Annotated in this window: 23 protein-coding genes and 1 pseudogene; all 24 read right to left on the bottom strand. The window is 39.6% G+C overall.

Going from position 1 to position 21,660, the window contains the following annotated elements; genetic code table 11:
• Positions 1–22 precede the first annotated feature (22 nt).
• Positions 23–1,714, bottom strand: a complete 1,692-nt coding sequence (locus tag HMPREF2628_RS06030) for a lactose-specific PTS transporter subunit EIIC (protein WP_049551847.1) — start codon at positions 1,712–1,714, stop codon at positions 23–25.
• Positions 1,714–2,031, bottom strand: coding sequence for a PTS lactose/cellobiose transporter subunit IIA (locus HMPREF2628_RS06025; protein WP_001078329.1), 318 nt, complete (start codon positions 2,029–2,031; stop codon positions 1,714–1,716). Before HMPREF2628_RS06025 ends, HMPREF2628_RS06030 begins: the two co-directional genes overlap by 1 nt.
• A 35-nt stretch (positions 2,032–2,066) precedes the next feature.
• Positions 2,067–2,903 carry a PRD domain-containing protein gene (locus HMPREF2628_RS06020; RefSeq protein ID WP_049491608.1) on the bottom strand — a complete coding sequence of 279 codons (837 nt, stop codon included), beginning with the start codon at positions 2,901–2,903 and terminating at the stop codon, positions 2,067–2,069.
• A 233-nt stretch (positions 2,904–3,136) separates the two neighbouring features.
• Positions 3,137–4,117 carry a tagatose-bisphosphate aldolase gene (gene lacD / locus HMPREF2628_RS06015; protein ID WP_001229114.1) on the bottom strand — a complete coding sequence of 327 codons (981 nt, stop codon included), beginning with the start codon at positions 4,115–4,117 and terminating at the stop codon, positions 3,137–3,139.
• Between the two features lies 1 nt (position 4,118).
• Positions 4,119–5,048, bottom strand: coding sequence for a tagatose-6-phosphate kinase (locus tag HMPREF2628_RS06010; protein ID WP_070842621.1), 930 nt, complete (start codon positions 5,046–5,048; stop codon positions 4,119–4,121).
• 10 nt (positions 5,049–5,058) lie between these two features.
• A complete protein-coding gene (gene lacB / locus HMPREF2628_RS06005; protein ID WP_001216913.1) occupies positions 5,059–5,574 on the bottom strand; it encodes a galactose-6-phosphate isomerase subunit LacB in 516 nt (171 codons plus the stop codon).
• A gap of 30 nt (positions 5,575–5,604) precedes the next feature.
• The gene (gene lacA, locus HMPREF2628_RS06000) at positions 5,605–6,030 is read right to left on the bottom strand and encodes a galactose-6-phosphate isomerase subunit LacA (RefSeq protein ID WP_049551849.1); all 426 of its coding nucleotides are present in this window, start codon (positions 6,028–6,030) and stop codon (positions 5,605–5,607) included.
• A 286-nt stretch (positions 6,031–6,316) separates the two neighbouring features.
• Positions 6,317–7,213 carry an aldose 1-epimerase family protein gene (locus HMPREF2628_RS10470; protein ID WP_080976111.1) on the bottom strand — a complete coding sequence of 299 codons (897 nt, stop codon included), beginning with the start codon at positions 7,211–7,213 and terminating at the stop codon, positions 6,317–6,319.
• Positions 7,214–7,311: 98 nt separating this feature from the next.
• A complete protein-coding gene (locus HMPREF2628_RS05990; protein ID WP_049486886.1) occupies positions 7,312–8,787 on the bottom strand; it encodes a PTS galactitol transporter subunit IIC in 1,476 nt (491 codons plus the stop codon).
• Between the two features lie 47 nt (positions 8,788–8,834).
• Positions 8,835–9,140, bottom strand: a complete 306-nt coding sequence (locus HMPREF2628_RS05985; RefSeq protein ID WP_000590547.1) for a PTS sugar transporter subunit IIB — start codon at positions 9,138–9,140, stop codon at positions 8,835–8,837.
• A gap of 38 nt (positions 9,141–9,178) precedes the next feature.
• A complete protein-coding gene (locus HMPREF2628_RS05980) occupies positions 9,179–9,655 on the bottom strand; it encodes a PTS sugar transporter subunit IIA (protein WP_004260657.1) in 477 nt (158 codons plus the stop codon).
• Positions 9,656–9,863: 208 nt separating this feature from the next.
• A complete protein-coding gene (locus HMPREF2628_RS05975) occupies positions 9,864–10,475 on the bottom strand; it encodes a hypothetical protein (RefSeq protein WP_033686909.1) in 612 nt (203 codons plus the stop codon).
• Between the two features lie 183 nt (positions 10,476–10,658).
• The gene (locus HMPREF2628_RS05970) at positions 10,659–11,354 is read right to left on the bottom strand and encodes a hypothetical protein (RefSeq protein WP_042751080.1); all 696 of its coding nucleotides are present in this window, start codon (positions 11,352–11,354) and stop codon (positions 10,659–10,661) included.
• Positions 11,355–11,600: 246 nt separating this feature from the next.
• Positions 11,601–13,424: a translation elongation factor 4 gene (lepA, locus tag HMPREF2628_RS05965; RefSeq protein ID WP_001047207.1), complete on the bottom strand. Its 1,824-nt coding sequence runs from the start codon at positions 13,422–13,424 to the stop codon at positions 11,601–11,603.
• A gap of 78 nt (positions 13,425–13,502) precedes the next feature.
• Positions 13,503–14,231 (bottom strand): metallophosphoesterase family protein, encoded by a 729-nt coding sequence (locus tag HMPREF2628_RS05960; protein WP_070842620.1) that lies wholly within the window; start codon positions 14,229–14,231, stop codon positions 13,503–13,505.
• A 1-nt stretch (position 14,232) separates the two neighbouring features.
• A complete protein-coding gene (recN, locus tag HMPREF2628_RS05955; RefSeq protein ID WP_070842619.1) occupies positions 14,233–15,900 on the bottom strand; it encodes a DNA repair protein RecN in 1,668 nt (555 codons plus the stop codon).
• Positions 15,901–15,906: 6 nt separating this feature from the next.
• The gene (locus tag HMPREF2628_RS05950) at positions 15,907–16,338 is read right to left on the bottom strand and encodes an arginine repressor (protein ID WP_070842618.1); all 432 of its coding nucleotides are present in this window, start codon (positions 16,336–16,338) and stop codon (positions 15,907–15,909) included.
• A complete protein-coding gene (locus HMPREF2628_RS05945; RefSeq protein ID WP_070842617.1) occupies positions 16,331–17,146 on the bottom strand; it encodes a TlyA family RNA methyltransferase in 816 nt (271 codons plus the stop codon). The genes HMPREF2628_RS05950 and HMPREF2628_RS05945 overlap by 8 nt, the downstream gene beginning before the upstream one ends.
• Positions 17,139–18,014 carry a polyprenyl synthetase family protein gene (locus tag HMPREF2628_RS05940; protein WP_070842616.1) on the bottom strand — a complete coding sequence of 292 codons (876 nt, stop codon included), beginning with the start codon at positions 18,012–18,014 and terminating at the stop codon, positions 17,139–17,141. Before HMPREF2628_RS05940 ends, HMPREF2628_RS05945 begins: the two co-directional genes overlap by 8 nt.
• Entirely contained in the window at positions 18,011–18,223 is a 213-nt protein-coding gene (locus HMPREF2628_RS05935; protein ID WP_000043226.1) for an exodeoxyribonuclease VII small subunit, read from the bottom strand. The genes HMPREF2628_RS05940 and HMPREF2628_RS05935 overlap by 4 nt, the downstream gene beginning before the upstream one ends.
• Entirely contained in the window at positions 18,201–19,541 is a 1,341-nt protein-coding gene (gene xseA, locus HMPREF2628_RS05930; protein WP_070842615.1) for an exodeoxyribonuclease VII large subunit, read from the bottom strand. The genes HMPREF2628_RS05935 and xseA overlap by 23 nt, the downstream gene beginning before the upstream one ends.
• A gap of 127 nt (positions 19,542–19,668) precedes the next feature.
• Positions 19,669–20,307, bottom strand: coding sequence for a uridine kinase (udk, locus tag HMPREF2628_RS05925; RefSeq protein ID WP_001181376.1), 639 nt, complete (start codon positions 20,305–20,307; stop codon positions 19,669–19,671).
• A 110-nt stretch (positions 20,308–20,417) separates the two neighbouring features.
• Positions 20,418–21,296 carry a tRNA pseudouridine(55) synthase TruB gene (gene truB, locus HMPREF2628_RS05920; protein ID WP_070842614.1) on the bottom strand — a complete coding sequence of 293 codons (879 nt, stop codon included), beginning with the start codon at positions 21,294–21,296 and terminating at the stop codon, positions 20,418–20,420.
• Between the two features lie 73 nt (positions 21,297–21,369).
• Positions 21,370–21,660, bottom strand: a pseudogene (locus tag HMPREF2628_RS05915) (hypothetical protein); the annotation flags it as partial.

Below are 21,660 nucleotides of genomic sequence, written 5' to 3'. Positions count from 1 at the left end.
GACTGTTTCACAGTCCCTATCGTTAATCGAATTGAGCTTGTACGAATGCAAGAGCACCTTTTCCATCACGAGTTAATTTGATGTATTGAGCGCCTTCTGTTTTCGCAAGTTTAATACCGAGTTTATCAGTTTCTGCTTTCATATCTTCAAAGTTAGAAGCTACTTGAGGAGCAAGGATAACAAGATCAAACTCTGGCAACATTTCACGGTGAGCACCATAGCCACCTGCTGCTGCTTTCACAGGGACATTGTATTCTGCTGCTGCCTTATTCAAAGCATTTGCAAGAAGTCCACTTGTACCTCCACCTGCACAGAGAACGAGGACATTTGTTTCTTCAGTGATGGTATTTTGAGCTGCATCGACGCCCGCTTTTTCAAGAATAGCATCTGCTTTAGCTGTATTAAAGTTCGCAGCAACTTTTTCTTTCAATTCATCATTAGATTTACCTGAACGTTCTTCTTCAAGAATTTGTTCATCATAGACCTTAAGGAATGGATAGTAAATGACTACGTCAACCACGATTAGAAGAGCAGCAAGAATGAATGATAGAACTTGGAAGTTAGTACCAAGAACTAGACCTAGTGGAGCTGGAGTTGTCCATGGTAGATTAGCAGTAAATGAATTCATGCCAAGTGTTTCAATAAAGAATTTGAAGATCCAAACGTTTGCGATTGGAGCAAAGATAAATGGAATGAAGAAGATCGGGTTCAATACAAGCGGTGCACCAAACAAGATTGGTTCATTTACACCAAAGAAAGTTGGAACTACTGAAGCACGTCCGATTGCGCGGTTACGTTTTGATTTTGTTAACCACATGAACATGAATGGAACAACCAGTGTCGCACCTGTACCACCCATGGTAACGATAAACATTTGTGTACCAGAAGTAAGAATCTTGTCAGCGTGCATACCTTGTTGAAGAAGGTTCAAGTTGACTTCGGCATTTGCATAGGTAATAGCTGCGATTGCTGGTTCAACGATAGATGGACCATGGATACCAACAAACCAGAAGAAGGCAAAGGCACCAAAGATAATGGTAATACCAAGATAGCCATCAGCTGCAGAGAATAACGGTGCAAAGAATTTACCGATTGATTCAGCTACGCTTGCACCAACAAAATGACGTGCTAGTAAATCAAGAGCATAAAGAGAAACAACAGATAGAGTGAATGGAATCACATCTTTAAAGACTTGTGAGATATTTGGTGGAACTTCGTCAGGCATACGAATAGTGACATTGTTCTTAACACAAACCTTATAGATGGCTACAGTAACAAAGGCAGCAAGGAAGGCTGAAAGCAAACCTTTTGTCCCCAAGAATCCAGTAGCTAGACCATTTTCGATAGGATCAGCTGCCAACATCAACAAACCAACAATTGCTGCCAACAATGTTGACATATAGTTGATTTGATTGGTTTTCTCCATGCTACGGTTTACTGAGTCAGTCAATGACTTGGCTGTTGTACCAGCTACTAAGAGAGCTAAAATACCCATTGAATAGCTGTAAGGTTTCATCAGAAAGGCTACAACTTCATCAGACCATTTAAAGCCCCATGAGTTTGGTACAAAGGCAATCAAGATAAAAATACTTGAGAAGAGAATAACAGGCATACCTGCAATGAAACCATCACGAATAGCACGAAGATAGATATTACGAGATAGTTTCTCAAAGAAAGGCTTTCCTTTCTCGATAAATGCAATTAGTTTGTTCATTATTTAACTCCTCTCTTATAAAGTTCGATTAAGTGGTGCATCAAATCTTTTAACAAGATAGTTGTCATCAAGTGGTCTTGACCATGCATCATGGTTACACTATACGCTAAGTCCTCACCAGAAGCTTCCTTAGTTAATAGACTTGTTTGCGCGTGGTGAGCCTCTGCAATACAGCTACCAGCTTCCTCTACCAAAGTGTCCGCTTTCGCAAAATCACCAGCTTCAGCAGCCTTCAAGGCTTCCAATAATTTTGAACGAGCATCGCCAGCATAGGCTACGATTTCAAAACCTAACAATGTTACTTCTTCTCTATTCATGATAGAATTCTCCTTATATAGTTTTAAATAAATTTTTATGACAATAAACGTTGGATATGTAGAACTAGATAAACTCGTTCACTTTTATACAAATCAAGACCCGTATGTTGCGTAATCACATCATAGATCTTGGAACCAATCTCGAAGGCTTTTGGATAGGATTGTTTAATATGATCTTCCATATCCAGAAGTGATTGGTTATCATCTCTAGATCTGTCTAAATAATCCAAGAAATAATTCAAATGTATCATAAAACGATCATAGAAATGATTATTCTCTTTGGTTCGTTGAATTGCATAGTCCGTTAAAACTTCTTCAACATTCCTGAGAATTTCTTTCCTCTTATCAATCGACTCCACAAGTTCCACTTCATTTTCGCCTTCGGCATTAATGAAATGATAAGCAATCCGAATAATTTCGTCCTCAGGAAAATGATCTGCTAGCTTCTGGCGGTAAATTTCAAATGCTTCATTTGCGATTTGAAAAGCGACAGGATACTTAGTGGAAATATCTGGCAGATTACTATCCTTGTACCTTCCTTGTGCTAGAGCTTGGTAAGAACAGTAAATATGATCTGTCAAGGTTACGTAGAGATACTCTTGAATCGGATAATGATATTTCTTTGATAGCTTATCAATGATTTCATAGGTCACTGTGATAAAATCAAGCGGAACATCTTTGAGGAGAGCCATAAAGTTTTCTCTTGACTCTTCGGTCTTCATCCGAAAGATTTTCTCAACCTGATGTTCAGTAATCAAATCTCCCTTCCTCTTCCCAAATGCAATCCCCTTACCAATTACAATCACTTCTTCTCCCTTATCATTCCTGACAAGCGAAACATTATGATTTATTGGATTTAGAATTCGATACATGTCAACCTCCTTTTATATCTTAAAGGTATATGAGTACAAAAAATGACCACAAATGAACTAGAAAATCAGCCGATTTCTAATTCACCTGTGATCATGCCTAATATTACTTAGTAACACTCACCTTGTATTAACTTGTGATTTAAGTATAGCACAAGTAAGTTATTTTGTAAACCTTTACATACAACTTTTTTTAAATTTTTTTAGATTCATGTTCCTAACCTAGGAGGACTTACTTACACGCGTTCTTTCCATGAAGTCGCTGTTGTTTGAAGAACTTTGTTGAGTTCGTCAATGTTTTCAAAACCAGTTGTGCGAAGCCATTCGCGAGCTGCTGCTTCACCATCTTTGATGTATGCTTCAACTGATCCAGCCCATGTAGCACGGCCACAAAGAACTCCGTTAAAGTTTGCACCTGATTCATGGGCAAATACAAGAGTATCTTGGAAGAGTTTAGCTGATACACCAGCACTCAAGTAGATGTATGGCAAGTTAGTTGCTTCATCTTGGGCTTTAAAGAAGGCTGCTGCTTCTTCACGTGTATAAACTACTTCACCTTCAGCGAAGCCTTCAACATATTTAATGTTAACAGGAACTTCAACTTTCAAGACATCAATGTTAAAGCGTGGGTCTGAGAAGACTTTCATAGCACCAATAACTTTGTGTGGTTTTACTTTCGCATATTCTACAGAACCTGCGTCAGCAATTTTTTCATCGTAAGCAAGGATTTCAAGGAAGAATGGGATATCTTCAGCCACACACTCAGAACCAATACGTTCGATGTAAGCTTGTTTTTCTTGGTTGAGTTCATCTGAGCTATCTACATCATAGTAAAGCAAGAATTTAACTGCATCTGCACCTTCTTCTTTAATACGTTTTGCAGACCAAACATCCAAGCAGTCTGGCAAGCGTTTTGTACTTGTTGTGTCATAACCTGTTTTTTCATAAGCAAGGAGAAGACCAGCTTTTTCATCAAGAGCTTTAGTCGCTGGAAGTCCATATTCAGGGTCAAGAAGCATTGATGAAGCGTATTTAGTCAATTCATCTGCTACCAAGACTTTAAGTTCTTCCATTTGAGCTACAGTTGGTTCTTCTGTTTGGTGTTGAGCCATGAGGCGTTTCAAAGCACCACGTTGGTCAAATGCAAGAGCTGAGATGATACCATTTTCATCAGAAAGTTTTTCTAAGCGTGCACGTTTTTGTTCTGTTAAAGCCATTTTATACCTCTTTTACTATTAATTGTTCATATAGAGCTTGATAGTTGGCCATGTTGACATGACCAGTCATTTTTTCTTGAGCATTGAGCATACCAAGGACATTTGCCTTGATGAGTAATTCTGCATCCGATTCTTTATGAAGAAGACCTGAAGAAATCCCTGCCACAGTAGAGTCTCCAGATCCGACAGGATTGACTACATGGATTCTAGGAATATCCACCTTGTAGAAAGTGTCCCCATGTTTGGCAAAGGCACCGTTGGCACCAAGTGAAACAATAATCCATTCAATACCTGCAAACAAAGGTTCTTGGAGAACTTCTTTTAATTCATCCAAATCCTCAGAAACTTCTCTTCCTAGAAGCTGAGACAATTCCTCATTATTTGGTTTGATGACTGTTGGTTTATGTGGTGATTCAAGAACCGCCTGAAGTGCCGCACCAGAGCAGTCCAAAACAACAGGTTTGCCAGCTTGATTAGCAAGTTCTACCAAGCTCGCATAGTAATCAACTGGAAGACCAGCTGGCAGACTACCTGAGATGGCTACTACTCCAACTGACTCTAGGAGATTTTTGAAATGTTCCAAAAAGTCTTGACCTTCCTGTTCTAATACTTCAGGACCTTTTTCAAGAACTTCTGTTTGGTTGTATCCGTGAAGAATAGCGATACAGTTACGAGTTTCTCCCTGAATAGAAAAGAAATCTTTCTTAACATTATCATCAATATTTTCAACTAAAAACTCACCAAGTTTGCCACCAACTAAACCTGTAGCAAGAACAGAATCCCCAAATTCTGAAAGTACTCGGGTAACATTGAGTCCCTTACCACCAGCCGTTTTGGTTACATCCACCACACGATTGACAGTATCAATCTTCAACTCATCCAAGGGATAGGAAATATCAATGGATGGGTTCATTGTGACTGTTAAAATCATAGGTCACCTCTTAGTCGTGGTATTCTCCGCGATCCCATTTTTCAAGGAATTCAGTGAAGAAGTTTGCGTCTGTTTGTTGAGCATTGTGACTTTCAACGTGTTCAATTTTCGCAATCAATTTCTTGTTTTCTTCAGATGGTTTGTATTCAGCATGGATGAAAGCTTCGATGATGTCACACATGAGCAATTCACCAGTAATCTTACCACCAAAACCGATAACGTTAGCGTTCAATTGCTCTTTAGCATAAAGAGCTGTTGTCATATCACGAACCAAGGCAGAACGAACACCTGGAACTTTATTTACAGCGTTATTGATACCAACACCAGTACCACAGATACATACCCCAAGATCAGCTTGACCGCTAGTTACGGCTTCACCAACTTTTTTACCAAAGATTGGGTAGTGAGTACGTGTATGGTCATATGTACCAAAGTCAATGACTTCATATCCTTTTGATTTCAAAAATTCTGAAACCGCCATTTTTTCATCTGTTACGATGTGGTCACATCCAATTGCAATTCTCATTTTTAACTTACCTTTCTTACTGTAATCTAATTAGCACATTTTGTTCAACATGTCGACACGAATTTGGTGACGTCCACCATCGTATTTACCGTTAACAAATCCTTTAGCGATATTTTTAGCCAATTCATCACCAACAAGTTGTGCACCCATAGTGATCATACGTGAGTTGTTGTGACCACGAGTCATATAAGCTGAACGTTCGTCAGATACCTCTGCAGCAACCATTCCTTTGATCTTAGTTGCAACCATAAATGGACCAGCCCCATAAGCATCAATCACGATACCAAGGTTTTGTTCTTCTTTGTTTACTTCTGCAGCAACAGCAAGAGTCACATCAACAAAGTCTTGACCATCAGCTGTAACATCCACAACGTGGAAGTTCTCTTTTTCCAAGAAGTCTTTCACAACTTCTTTCAATCTCAAACCTGCAGCATCTGCACCGATAACAATAGACATATTGTATACTCCTTTTTATTTTTCTAGGCTAGTAAAACCTTTTATAGTTAGCAGTTTACCTACAAAAAGCTTTCTAGCAGTTTATTGACAAATTGGATTGAATGAGATGAATGACACCTTATTCAAGTTTAGGAAACCAGTTTCCTAGAAATAATCTTTCTCCACAAAAGAGAATATAACAAGCGATTATTTGTTTGTTACAAACATCATTTGTTGCTTACAAACATAATATACTCCTATTTCCTAAAAAAGTCAACAGTTAGTGTTTGTTTTTGTGTTTTTTTAACTAAAAAATTTCGATATCAAAACCAATTTGATCCACTTGACCAGGTTCTAGGAGACGAACATTCTTCTTATCTTCTAGATGATCTCCTTCTTCAAGTGATGTTGACAAGCCAGACCAAGGTTCAAAAGCAATGAAAGGTCCCTTATTCAAAGTTGACCAAATAATAAGGTTTGGAAACTCTTCAAAGTGCACTTTCAATCCCTTATCATGTTTACGAGAACGAAGGGCAATTGTTCTAGATTGCAATTCATCTAAGGTGACTGCATCTGCACTGAAAAGATCATAGCTGAGGTCTAATTCTTTTTGACCTTCTAGCCATGGACTTCTATCTTGAAAATCCAGCATACCCGTTTCTGGGAAAGGACGTGGAACAGAGCAAGTCTCTTCTTTCTCAAACTCTAAATAGTAATCTTCATAGACTTCATCATCTAGTAGAGGACAATTAAATCCTGGATGTCCACCAATAAAGTAAGGCATGACCTTGCTAGTTTCTTTATTGAAAATTTTGTATTGAGTCCGTACTGTCTTTCCTGTAAGGATATAAGTAATTTCTAGGCGGAAATGATAAGGATAGTTTTGATAGCTATTCTCATCGTCTTCAATTGCAAAAGTTACACTATTATCGGTCTGTTCAACTAATTCAAATTCTTTCTTGCGAACCAAACCATGACGAGGAATCTTTCCTTTACTTTCTTGTCCATTATCATCTATATAAAGTGCTGTATCCTCTCTCAATGAACCACAAATGGGAAAGAGAACAGGAGCTTGTCCACTCCAATAAGTAGCATCTCCTTGCCACAAATATTCAAGTCCCTCAGCATCTTTTATAGAAGAAAGAGCCCCACCAAAACTGTTAAATTGAACTCTTAATTGTTCTGATTTTAATTCAATTACCATTATTTTCTCCGATTTCTTGATAGTTTATAAAAAACTAGGCTGTCACTCCTAATGGTATGACAACCTAGTTTCAACAATTTACATTTTATAGGAGCGCATTATTTTGCTTTTGCTGCGTACTCTTCGTTACGTTTGATCATTTGTTTTCTGTACCATGCAAAGATACCGATATAGAATACAAGGAAGACTACAGCACCAAGGATTGCTTTGATATCACCAGTTGTAGTGTTACCAATTGTCCAACCAAGAAGTTTTTCGATTGGTCCTTCAAGAGTTGAGTGAGTAATCAATTGAGTTTGGCTCACACCTTCTGGGAAGGCACCTACACCTTTAGCAAGTTCTGTTGCAAATGGTGCGATAAGTGTACCTGAAAGAAGGAAGAGTGGCAACAAGAGTGTTCCGAAGATAATCATACGGAGCAATTTACCACGAGTTACAACCAAGAGAGCTGGAGTAACACCCATAGCGATGATACCTGCAAGTGGCAAGATACCATTTCCGACGTTTGAAAGAAGCACAGCTTCAATCAACATAATTGGTGCAAGTACGTTTGCACAAGCCCAGATTTCAGCACGACCAGCGATGAATGGCCAGTCTAGACCGATGTTAAACTTACGTCCTTCCAAACGTTTAGTAGCAACGTTTGTAATACCTTGTGAAAGTGGTTCTACGGCTGCGATGAACCATGAACCGATAAGTGAGAAGAGTTCCAAAGCTACACCGGCTGTCAAACCAAGAGACAACCAACCTTTAATAACAAGTTCCCATGAAGATGCATCTTCTACTCCAGCAACTGGATGTGGAGTTCCCATCAAACCAATAACGATACCAAGAATGAAACCGATGAAGAATTTAGATCCCCAGAAACCGATTTTCTTGTTCAATTTTGCAGCGTCAAAGTCATATTTATCAAGACCTGGCAAAACTTTATCAAAAATCTTATCCAAGACCATGATAACTGGGTTCATCATGTAGTTCATGTGAGTTGAAGTCATTGGTGATGAACTTGGTGCGTTAAGAAGGTCGTCGAATGTTGGTTTCATCAAATCAGAGTTGATGATCTTCAAAATACCTACAAGTACAACTGCTGCTGTCGCGATGAAGAGTGAAACCCCTTGGCTTACACCATTGTTGTCTGCATACCATTTGATCAAAAGACCAGTGATTGACAAGTGCCAGATATCGAAGATATCGACATCAAGTGTGTCTGTTTTCTTCATTGCAAGCATCACAACGTTGACAATCAACATTACAAGCAAGAAGTAAAGTGTCCAAGCAGATCCCCAAGTGATGGTAGCAAGTGGTGCCCAACCAACGTCGGTGATGTTCAATTGAATACCAGTGTTTTCAACGAATTTTGCAAGTGATGCTGAGAAAGCACCATTTAACATACCGATGATGGCACCGATACCTGTAAGAGCGATGGCAAGTTTGATACCACCTTCAAGCGCTTTGGAGAATTTCACTCCAAAAAGTAGGGCCAACACTGTCAAAATGATCAGCATGATGATAGGGCCACCCATAGCCAAGATAGGTTTAAAGATATCGTTGGCCAGATTGATAATGACATCCATAATAGTTCCTCCCTTTTTATAGTTATATGAATGTTAACAAATTAAAATTAGCTTAATCCGTGTTCTTTGATAGCTGCTTCAATATTGTCAAATACTGGAGCACTCATTGCTGGGATACGGAATAAGATTGGTCCAGCTTCGATAACTGGAATACCTGGGTCAAAACCAAGATCTGTCGCAGCAATTGGTGTGAAGATGTCATAACCTTTGATAAGGTCTTCATTAACGTCTTTGACCATTACCGCATCACAGTGAACATCGAAACCGCGGTTTGAAAGTTCTTCTTCAAGAGCACTTTTAATTTGGTGGCTTGAGTTAACACCTGCACCGCAGGCAGCAAGAATTTTAATCATATGGATTTCCTCCGATTTAATATTTTTAATAGACAAGATTAAGCAATTGCTTCAGCAATATAAGCATAGATGGCTTCTGGTTCAGAAATTTTTGATAGGTCTTCAAGATGACCATTTCCAGTAAAGAAGTCCATCAACTGAGCAAGAATGTTCGTTTGGCTTGAACTTGAGTTATTAATGATAAAGAAGAGTAAGGATACTTCTACTTCCTTATCTGGCGCAATCATATTGTGGAAGGTCACTGGTTTTTCTAATCGAACGACCACAACTTTTTCGGCAAGATTATGAACTATATCTGTGTGAGGAATAGCCACATTCGGCAAATCCTTACCCAAAAATTCCATATCTAAGCCAGTTGGAAATGACTTTTCACGCGTGATCAGGGCTTCACGATAGGTCGGAGTCACGATTTCTCGTTCTTCCAATAAAGTTGCGACCTGATCAAAGAGATGTTCTTGATTATCCGCTTCTAAGCAAAACACAAGGTTTTTGTCAAAGAAATGATCTAATCCCATAAGGTTTTCCCTTCTTTCCATTAACTTTATGCTATAAGTATAACACTATATGAAATCGTTGTCAATATTTTTTGTTGTTTTTTGTCCTTTTTTTGATTTTTTTGTTTATTTTTTATCTTTATAAGCAAAACAAACATTTAAAACAAACATTTAAAACGGTTTTTAATGACTTAAACAAAAAAACAGGATACCAATCCTGCTTTAATAATTATTTTTGAATTGTCCAACTCTCTTCAATCATGGGAAGTAGATTTTTTAATGTTTCTGGAGTCCCTTCTAAAGCAACATATCTGAACTTACCATCACTAGATTTAAAAATCCATGTAATGATGTATTTTCCAGACTTAGAAATTGCGTTAACTACATAGGCTTCATAACCTCCAATAGTTGACTTAGAACCCCAAACTTTAGTGAATTCTGGATTACTTTCTTTTGAAGTAAAAATACTATCAGAAATACGAACTGTTTCAAGTTTTTGAAATTCATTATCAGAAATACCAAATTGTTCTGCTTTAAAAGTATTCAAGGTGACAATATTGACATCCGTACCGTCTGAATATTGAATATCATTGCCTCCCTGTACTTCATTGAACTTAATCCAAGACTTTGGTACTTTAACGAACCCATACTCATCAGAACCAATAACCTGTGTTTCTTCAGTCTTCTTATCAGAACTTGTAGTCGTCGGGGTAGACCCTTCCTGGCTACTTGAAGAACTAGTAATCACATTCGTGCTAGATTCTGTTTGACTCTTATTTGAACATGCCACTAACGTGACACTTGTAAGCAAAATAGATGCTAAAAGTAAAATTTTTTTCATAATAACCTCCATATGTTACTCTACCATAAATGGAGTTAATTTACAATTTTTAATAAAAACAAATAAAATATAAGAATTTTTCCAATTTTAGTTCAAACATTGGATTTGATAATATAGAATATACTCTTGATTATGAAAACTGACTAAGTCGTATCGAATATCTATCTATCCAATTATTGAATTCTATAATAACATTGAATCACTTTCCGAATATCCTTTTTCAACAAATATTTTAATATTCATTGTATTTGCTTGACTCAATCGTATATTCTTACTAAAAGTTAATAAATATAAATATATTGTCGTAAAAAACATAACAATTAAATTACCATATACATAAATATAAATAAGTAAAGAACTGGCAATAACCACATTTATAATTAGGAGAAGCCAATTTTTTAATTTAAAATTACTAAACTTTTCAACTACATGGTAATGACGAGAATTTTCTAATATAAAAATTTTATTAATCATCAGTTTTTGCTTATAAGAATAGCCCAAGCGAAATAATACTGATAATATAACAGGTAATGCAGAAAAGATAAAATACGTAAAGCTATGAGATAAAACAAGATTAAATTTATTAAAGCCAATAAATTCTATTAAAAGAATGAAAAAAATCACTATCATTATCGGTAGCATGAAAAATCTACCTAATTTTATATTTTTTGTTATATCTTCTCGCTTATCCTCAGATTGCTTTTTTATCTTATAAAATAAATCAAAATCAATCTTATAAATTTTATAAAAATAACCAAAACAAGTCGTAGATTCACAATCCAGTAACCCGTAACCATTATTTATTTCAATTAATAAATATCGAGTAAAACCATATAACTTTTCAGTTTTAATTTGTTTTTCTTCTAATACTTTCATCATAAGTTAAAGGAATCGCCCCTTCTTTACTAACAATTATAGATCCAAGCGGTAAAATAGAATCATTATTCTAATTCATTTTCTGCCCCAGTTCTTTATCAATTTTATTTAAAATTTTCCTAGTCATAATAACTTTTAGTATTCCATATAACCTCCGTATTTTACTCTACCATAAATGGAGTTAAGTTACAATTTTTAACTAAAAATATAAAACTCTTGAATGTATTTCAAGAGTTTTATATAGAATCATTATTCTTCATCCATACTCAAGACGCTGAGGAAGGCTTCTTGCGGAACTTCTACTGATCCGATGGCTTTCATACGTTTCTTACCAGCTTTTTGTTTTTCAAGGAGTTTACGTTTACGAGAAACGTCACCACCATAACATTTAGCAAGTACGTTCTTACGAAGGGCCTTGATATCAGTACGAGCGACAATCTTGTGTCCAATAGCTGCTTGGATTGGTACTTCAAATTGTTGACGAGGGATGATTTTCTTAAGTTTATCAACGATGAGTTTTCCACGTTCGTAGGCAAAATCCTTGTGAACGATAAAGCTAAGGGCATCCACCTTGTCTCCATTGAGAAGGATATCCATTTTGACCAGCTTAGATGGGCGATATTCTGACAATTCGTAGTCAAAGCTTGCATAACCACGTGTCGAAGACTTAAGTTTATCAAAGAAGTCAAAGACAATTTCAGCAAGCGGAATTTGATAGATAACATTAACCCGATTATCATCAATATAGTCCATAGTCACAAAGTCCCCACGCTTGCGCTGAGCTAGCTCCATCACTGCTCCGACAAACTCCTGTGGTACCATGATTTGCGCCTTGACATAAGGCTCTTCAATGGTCGCAATCTTAGTTGGGTCTGGGAACTCAGATGGGTTAGACACATCCATAGACTCACCGTCGGTCAAATTAACTTTGTAAATAACAGACGGAGCTGTCATGATGAGGTCAATATTGAACTCACGCTCTAAACGTTCCTGGATAACATCCATATGGAGAAGTCCAAGGAAACCACAACGGAAACCAAATCCAAGTGCCTGAGATGTTTCTGGTTCAAATTGGAGACTAGCATCATTCAGTTGCAATTTTTCAAGGGCTTCACGTAGGTCATTATACTTGTTTGACTCAATTGGGTAGAGACCTGCAAAAACCATAGGATTCATCTGCTTGTAACCATGTAATGGCTCTGCCGCAGGATTGGTTGCCAAGGTAACGGTATCACCTACACGAGTGTCCTGAACCGTCTTGATAGACGCCGCAATATAACCAACGTCACCAGTCGCAAGAAAATCACGACCAACTGCTTTCGGCGTGAAAATACCAACTTCGGTCACATCAAAGGTCTTGCCATTGCTCATGAGCTGAATCTTATCGCCAGGTTTGACCACCCCATCCATGACACGAACTTGGAGGATAACCCCACGGTAAGCATCGTAAACAGAGTCGAAAATCAAGGCCTTAAGTGGCGCCGTCACATCACCTGTTGGTGCTGGTACTTTTTCTACGATTTGCTCGAGGATTTCTTCAATACCGATTCCAGCCTTAGCAGAAGCCAAAACTGCTTCGCTGGCATCCAATCCAATGACATCTTCAATCTCTGTACGCACGCGCTCAGGATCTGCAGCTGGTAGGTCAATTTTGTTAATGACTGGCATGATTTCCAAATCATTGTCCAAGGCCAGATAAACGTTAGCAAGGGTTTGAGCCTCAATACCTTGAGCAGCATCAACCACCAAAATAGCACCCTCACAGGCAGCTAGCGAACGTGAAACTTCATAGGTAAAGTCAACGTGCCCCGGCGTGTCAATCAAGTGAAAAATGTAAGTTTCCCCATCTTTTGCAGTGTAATTCAACTCGATGGCATTGAGTTTAATAGTAATCCCACGTTCTCGCTCTAGATCCATACTGTCCAAAAGTTGAGCTTGCATTTCACGACTGGATACTGTCTCTGTCTTTTCCAAAATGCGGTCTGCTAGAGTTGATTTCCCGTGGTCAATATGGGCGATAATAGAGAAGTTACGGATCTTCTCCTGTCGTTTTTTCAATTCTTCTAAGTTCATGATTCTCTTCCTTTCAGGGTATCTATTTATTATAAATTGTTTTTGACATTTTGACAAGACCATACCCTGCTAGGAGTACTAATCTTCAGCAACAAAGCCGTCATTTTCGATAAAGTGGTGTTCTGTCATTCCTTGGTCTGTAAAGACAATCCCATGAAGGACACCACCATAAACAGCTCCTCCGTCCATCCCAATCTTGCCATCTTTTGTAGTCCAAAGATCAGCTGTACCACGCTCTTGATTTAACAAACCATAAACCGGTGTATGTCCAAAGACAATGGTTTTTCCAGTATGATTTTCTGCTTCGTGGAATGGTTTTCTAAGCCAGACTTTTTTATAATCTGTGGTTTCATGCCAGTCGTCTAAGGTCAAATCAATACCAGCATGTACAAAGATATACTTGTCTGTCTCTACCACAAAAGGCATTTGACGAATAAATTCTACCAAATCTACCGCTTCAGTAGCAACACGCTTGGCATCTTCTACTCCATCAACTGGTGCATCCAAGGGACGACCTAGGATAGAGTTAATGGTTGTATCTCCACCATTGCGACGATAATGGTCATAACTTTCTTCTGGGTCATCGAGCCAAGTCAGAAACATATACTCGTGGTTTCCTGACAAACAGATTGCCCCTTGATTATCGACCAAGTCCTTAACCATCTCTAGGACACGGCGACTATCTTCACCACGGTCAATCAAATCCCCTAGAAAGAGCAACTGAGTCTGACCATCCCATGTTTTGAGAAGGTCTTCTAGCATCCCAGCTTTTCCGTGAACATCTCCAATTACATAATAGTCTGTCATCTTATTTCTCCCTGTTTCTCAACAATTCTCTGGCTTGCGTCAGGGCTGCTTCCGTCACATCATCACCTGCCAACATCTTGGCAACTTCCTCAACTCGCTCTTCGACCGTCAAGAGACGAACGGTAGAAACTGTTGAATGGTCATTGCTAATCTTCTCAATAAAGAATTGATAATCCGCAATCGCAATCACTTGTGGCAAATGGGAAATAGCCAGAACCTGACCATGTTGGCCAATCTTGTGAATCTTTTGTGCAATGGCCTGAGCTACACGACCTGAAACTCCCGTATCCACTTCATCAAAGACAATGCTAGTCTTGCCTTCTTTACGTGAAAAGGCAGACTTAATGGCTAGCATGAGGCGAGACAATTCTCCGCCAGATGCAACCTTGACCAAGGGTTTAAAGTCTTCGCCAGGGTTGGTTGAAATGTAAAACTCAATCATTTCATTTCCCTCACGACTGAATTTGCCCTTGCTAAAACGAACCTGAAACTGGGCTTTTTCCATATAAAGGTCTTGCAGTTCTTGTTTAATCTCTGCTTCGAGCTGCTGGGCCAAGTCATGACGAGCAGAGGCAAGCTGACCTGCCAAATCGACAAGATTGACTTCTAACTTCTTAAGCTCTGCTTCCATGTCCTCAGATGAAAGGTTATTTCCTGTCAAGAGATTGTATTCTTCCGTAATCTTGGCAAAATAAAGCAAGACATCGTCTACAGTCCCACCGTACTTGCGGGTAATAGTATGAAGGAGGTCCAAACGATTCTCAACCTGCATGAGACGATTGCCATCAAAATCAAGTTCCTCAATAATAGCTTGCAGACGCTTGCTTATATCTTCTAAGACATAGTAAGTCTCAGACAAAGAGCTTGAAATTTCACGGTATTCAGGGTCATACTCTTCAACACTTTCCATGTCATTCATGGCTGAACGAACATTGGCCAGACTTGAAAAATCTTCATTGTCCAACATACTGTATGCATTGGTCAGCGTATCCGCAATATTTTTATGATTGAGAAGTTTATCTCGCTCTTGATTGAGAGTCAAGTCTTCACCTGCTTGCAAGTTTGCTGCCTCAATCTCTGCCATTTGAAATTCCAACATTTCAATACGTGCCTTGTGTTCCTGTTGGTTTTTCTTGACTTCCAGAACCTGCTTGCGCATTTTTCGATAGGCATCAAAACTCGTTTGATAGGTTTCTTTCAAGGCCCAAAAGGCTGTATCACCAAATTCATCCAACATCTGGATATGAAGTTGAGGACGCATTAACTCTTCTTGGTCATGCTGACCATGAATATCTACCAGATGTTGCCCAATAGCACGCAAAACAGACAGATTGACCATCTGGCCATTCACACGACTGATACTCCGACCATTTTGCAATATTTCTCGACGGATGATAATTTCATCCCCCATTTCCAAACCTTGCTCATCAAAAATTTCCTGCAAAAGGCGACTATTTTCAACGGAGAATAGCCCCTCAATCTCTGCCTTTGGCGCACCATGACGAATAACATCTGTCGTCGCACGAGCTCCCAACATCATATTCATGGCATCAATGATAATCGACTTCCCTGCACCCGTTTCACCAGTCAAGACAGTCATCCCCTTTTCAAAATTGAGGGAAATAGCCTCAATAATGGCAAAGTTTTTTATCGAAATTTCAAGTAACATATAGACCTACCAATTTTTTACTTGTTCAAAGATTTCCTCAGCTAAACTTTCACTTCTGGCAATAAGTAAAATTGAGCTATCATCAGCCAAACAGCTGAAAATCTTGTCCGCAAAAGTCTCGATTAACTGAGCTTTTACAAAAGCCGTATTTCCTGGAATAACCTGGAGATTGATCATCTTATCCATCAATTCTGCCGATTCGATATTGTCTTCAGCTAGTTGCAAACTTTTCACGATTGATTTTGGCAATTCATAGACATAGGTATTATCTCTCAAAGGAATTTTGACAATACCTAGTTCTTTGATATCTCGTGATACCGTCGCTTGAGTGGCAGTGATACCTGCTTCTTTCAAATGTTCTACGATTTCTTCTTGTGTACCGATTTGATAATCTGTCACAAATCGTCTAATTTTTTCAAGTCTCTCTTTTTTATTCATTTTTAAATTGACTATGCGCCCTCTCTACTACTTCTTCAATTTCAGCAAGAACCTGATTGCTTGCTGACTCTTCTTTTTTCAAATACGCTAAAAACTCAATATTTCCATGTCCACCTTGGATGGGAGAAAAGTCCAATCCAAGGACTGAAAAGCCTTCCTCTACTGCCATAGCTGTGACAAATTCAAGGACATTCTGATGAACCTTGGCATCGCGAATGATTCCATTTTTCCCAATCTGCTCTCGACCTGCCTCAAACTGGGGCTTAACCAGAGCCACAACCTGACCTTGATCTGCCAAGACACGGTGCAAGGCCGGAAGAATCAGACTGAGGGAAATAAAACTCACGTCAATGCTGGCAAAGCTCGGTTCCTGCTCGAAATCAGTCTTTTCAGCGTAGCGGAAATTGAACTGCTCCATACTGACTACTCTTGGGTCTTGGCGTAATTTCCAAGCCAACTGATTGGTACCGACATCGACTGCAAAGACCAATTCAGCACCATTTTGCAACATGACATCGGTAAAACCTCCAGTAGAAGCCCCGATATCAATTGTTGTAGCTCCTTCTACTGACAAATCAAAGACCTGCAAGGCCTTTTCTAATTTCAAGCCACCACGGCTGACATACTTGAGTTTTTCACCTTTGAGTTTCAGCTCAGTGTCATCGGGAATTTTCTCTCCTGGCTTGTCAAACCGTTCTCCATTAAGTACTGCTACGACTAGGCCAGCCATAACACCACGCTTGGCCTGCTCTCTCGTTTCAAACAAGCCCTGTTTATAAGCTAGTACATCCACTCTTTCCTTAGCCATTGATTCTCAAACTTTCTACTACTTTCACAATCGATTCTATTTCAAAGGGAACCTGCTGGGTAATTTCTTCTAATTTTGCATTAGCCTGATCCAAAGTCTGGTTACAAAAGGCAATAGCCTCTTCCAAGCCCAACAAGGCTGGATAGGTTGATTTTTCAGCCTGTAGGTCCTTTTGAGGAGTCTTGCCGATTTCCTCAAAACTAGCGGTCACATCCAGTACATCGTCTCGAACTTGAAAAGCAAGTCCGATTAATTCCCCAACAGTTTTCAGCTTCACCTGTATTTCAGGTGCCAATTCGGCTATAATAGCAGCTGCTTGGAAGGGATAAGCTAGTAATTTTCCAGTCTTATTAGCATGAATAGTCTGGAGTTCTTCCAAAGACAAATGCTGGTGTTCACCCTCCATGTCCAAAACCTGCCCTGCCACCATGCCCAGACTTCCTGAAGCTAGGGATAAGTTAGCAATCAAGTCCACCTTGATCTGACTTGGCAAATCTGCCTGCGCTATCAAGGCATAAGGATCTAGGAATAAAGCATCTCCAGCCAAAATGGCCATAGCTTCACCGAATTTCTTGTGATTGGTCAAGCGTCCCCGACGGTAATCATCATCATCCATGGCAGGAAGATCATCGTGAATCAAGCTCCCTGTATGAATCATTTCCAAGGCCGCAGCCACCTGTGCGTGAGCAGGTTTAATAGCGACCTGCAAGGCTTCCAGAACTTCTAACAAAAGAAAAGGTCGAATACGCTTGCCACCAGCATGAATGGAATAGAGAACAGACTCTCGCAAACTAGAGGCAAACTGCTGGTCTCCATAAAAGTCTTCCAAAGCCGACTCGACAAGAGCTAATTTTTCTTGCTTCTTCATTCAAAATCACTTTCTGTTCCATCTTCTTGCATGACCTTAACTAAGGTCTTTTCAGCCTTGTCCAGCGTCGCTTGGAGTTCTTTTGACAAGACCATACCCTTTTGAAAGGCAGCAATCGCATCTTCCAGAGCAATTTCACCATTTTCCAAACTTTGGACAATGGTCTCCAGTTCTGCTAGATTTTCCTCAAATTTCTTTTGTTTTGACATCTTTAACCTCTAATTCTACTTGACCATCTCGCATCAAAAGCGTCACTTGGTCTGTTTTCTTTAAATTCTCAACTGAATCAACTACGGAATCTTCTTTTTTGACAATAGCATAACCACGTGCCACGATTCGACTGGTATCCAACATCAGCAAGGCTTCCGAAAGTCGTTTCACCTCAGCAACCTTGGCATCATAAACCAAAGCCATTTGGCTACGCAGGATCTTGTCCAACTGACCAAGACGATCTTGATAGCGTTGGATTTTGGTTATAGGTGATAATTGTACCAATTGATGCGTCCTTGCTTGGACTAGTTGGTTGCTGTCAGAAATCCGTGTTCGCAAACTTTGTTTTAAGCGCAGTTGCAGTTGATCCAAGCGTTGCAAATAACCATCATACAAGCGCTCTGGCTGTCTAAAGATAACAGACTGACTGCATTTTTTCAAAGCTTCTTGTTTTTTAGATAAGACATTTCGTACTGCCGTAGCCATCCGTTTTTCCTGATTTTGCAAATGAGCTAATACATCCAACTTGGTCACAGGTGTTGCTAGTTCAGCAGCAGCCGTTGGCGTCGCAGCGCGACGATCTGCAACAAAATCTGCCAAGGTCACATCCGTCTCATGCCCCACACTAGAAATAACTGGCAAACGAGACTCAAAAATAGCACGTACCACAATTTCTTCGTTAAATGCCCAGAGATCCTCAATAGAACCTCCACCACGACCAATAATCAGCAAGTCCAAATCGTCCCGTTGATTGACACGCGCAATATTTCGAGCAATTTCCTCCGCAGAACCTTCACCTTGAACCTTAGTCGGATAAAGAAGGATATCGATACCTGGAAAGCGCCTGCTGACAGTTGTGATGATATCTCGAATAACAGCTCCACTACGACTGGTTACTACACCAATTCTCTTAGAAAATTGGGGCAGAGGTTGCTTGAAGCGTTCTTGAAACAGGCCTTCTTCTGTCAATTTTTTCTTGAGTTGTTCAAACTGAATCGCAAGCGCCCCAACCCCATCAGGCTCAGCCTTTTCAATGATGATGGAGTAGCTACCACTTGGTTCGTAGACCTGTACACGCCCAATCACATTGATTTTCATCCCTTCTTCTAGGTCGAAGCCTAATTTCTGATAAATCCCAGACCAGATAGTCGCTTGGATAACTGCATGGTCATCTTTTAGGGAGAAATATTGGTGAGTAGGTCGTTTACGAAAGTTGGAAACTTGACCAGTTAAATAGACCCGTTCCAAATAAGGGTCTTTATCGAATTTCATTTTCAGATACTTGGTCAAAGTTGTTACCGATAAATACTTTTCCATCTCCACCTACTATTCATTTTCTTGCTCTTTCATGGGTATTATTATACCAAAAATATGCCTAAAAATCTCCATTTATGTACCATTATGAGGGAAAAATAAAAAAAGGAGGCAAGGCCTCCACATCTGATTATTTGCTGTTTCGAGCTTCTTCCAAAATCTTTGCAATCTTGGTCGTCAACAGATCGATAGCCACTGTATTGCTAACCCCTTCAGGAATGACGATATCAGCATAACGTTTGGTCGGCTCGATAAACTGGTGGTACATTGGTTTAACCACACCTAAGTACTGGTCAATGACGCTATCAAGGCTACGGCCACGCTCTTCCATATCACGCTTGATACGACGAATAATGCGCACATCATCATCCGTATCCACAAAAATCTTGATATCCATCAAATCGCGCAGACGCTTGTCCTCCAAGACCAAAATCCCCTCAACGATAAAGACATCTTGAGGCTCTTGACGATAGGTCTTACTGCTTCGTGTATGCTCTGTATAGTCATAAGTCGGGATGTCCACAGGACGCCCTGCCAACAATTCCTTAATTTGCTCGATCATCAAGTCTGTATCAAAGGCAAAAGGATGGTCGTAGTTGGTTTTGACACGCTCTTCAAAGGTCAAATGAGACTGATCCTTGTAGTATGAATCATGCTCAATCATGGAAATCTTTTCATCAGGAAAGTGCGATAAAATGGCTCTTGAAACACTGGTTTTTCCTCCACCAGAACCACCTGTCACTCCGATAATGATTGGTCTATTTTGCATGCTATCCTCCGTTTTTTTATCCGTCGTCTATTCTATCACATTTTGTGCAAAATTTATAGTCTGATTTGGATAGTCTAGGGGAAGAATTCCATCCCCACACTCCAGTTAGATTAGGTAAAAACCTTCCTTGGCTTGTAGAGATTGTCCCGTTTTTCTAGAATGGCTAGCAATTTATCATCTTCAAAGGCAGCTAATTCTTGTTCTGTTTGGTCGAGCTCGATAAAACGACCAAAGCGTACTTCTGTAGCCTCGTCTTGAGTTAGGAAAACTTTGACAAGGTCGCCTGTCCCAATCTCTAGAGGATGGAGAAAGTCCAATTGACCAGCCTCCACTTTTTCAGCAATTTCTTCCAAGGTAAGAGCGTCTTCTAGCTGTAAACCAGCTGCACTAGTTCGAGTCAGATGAGACATATGAGCCGAATAGCCCAATTTTTCTCCCAAGTCAACCGATAAGGTACGGATATAAGTCCCCTTACTGCATTTCACACGAAAAGTAAAGCGTGCAAGATGACCCTCATAAGAAATCGAACTTGTCCGCTCAAATTGATAAATAGTCACCTGACGTTCTGGACGCTCTACTTCCTGACCAGCACGCGCATACTCATAGAGCTTGCGACCATTAACCTTAACAGCTGAATACATAGGTGGAATCTGGGTAATAGGCCCAGTCAAGCTCGCAATTACTTCATCAACAAGCTTTTCATCCAAGGGAGACAAAACAGGCGTCTCTGCGACCACTTCCCCACTAGCATCCTCAGTTGTCGTTGAATAACCTAGAGTGATTTCTCCCTCATAGACCTTGCCCTCATCCTGCATAAACTCGACCATGCGGGTCGCCTTGCCAACCGCAATAGGCAAAACACCCACTACATCCGGATCCAAGGTCCCACCATGACCAATCTTCTTGGTTCCCAAAATCTTACGCAGTTTAAAAACCGCATCATGCGAGGTCATCCCCGCTTCTTTTTTTAAGTTGATAATACCGTTCATTTTTGCTTTCTAATTCCCTTTTCACTTTACATCAACATATTCTATCTTAGACAGATTTTAAAACTATATCAGCTTATTTTTCTAAATACTTCCTAGCTTCCTGAACATAAAAGAGTTCTGGATTTTCATGGGCAATGCTTTCAAACAAACTACGGGCACGTTCTTCATCTCCTTTTAGCTGGGCATTGAGAGCGCCGTAATAAGAAAACATGATTCGAGCTAACTTACTTTCTGGTTAAGTAATGTCGAAGTAGTCGTTCACTTCTTTATTGAACACAATATCTTTTATGGCTTGGGCTTGAGCAACGAGTTTAGCTTTGCCTCCTTTAAAATCTGGCGCCTTGGACAATTGTTCCTCAAAGAA

The sequence above is a fragment of the Streptococcus sp. HMSC063B03 genome (assembly GCF_001836965.1).
Lineage (GTDB): Bacteria > Bacillota > Bacilli > Lactobacillales > Streptococcaceae > Streptococcus > Streptococcus pneumoniae_F.
The sequence above is the reverse complement of the archived record's forward strand: the minus strand, read 5'-3'. Positions and strand labels throughout refer to the sequence as shown.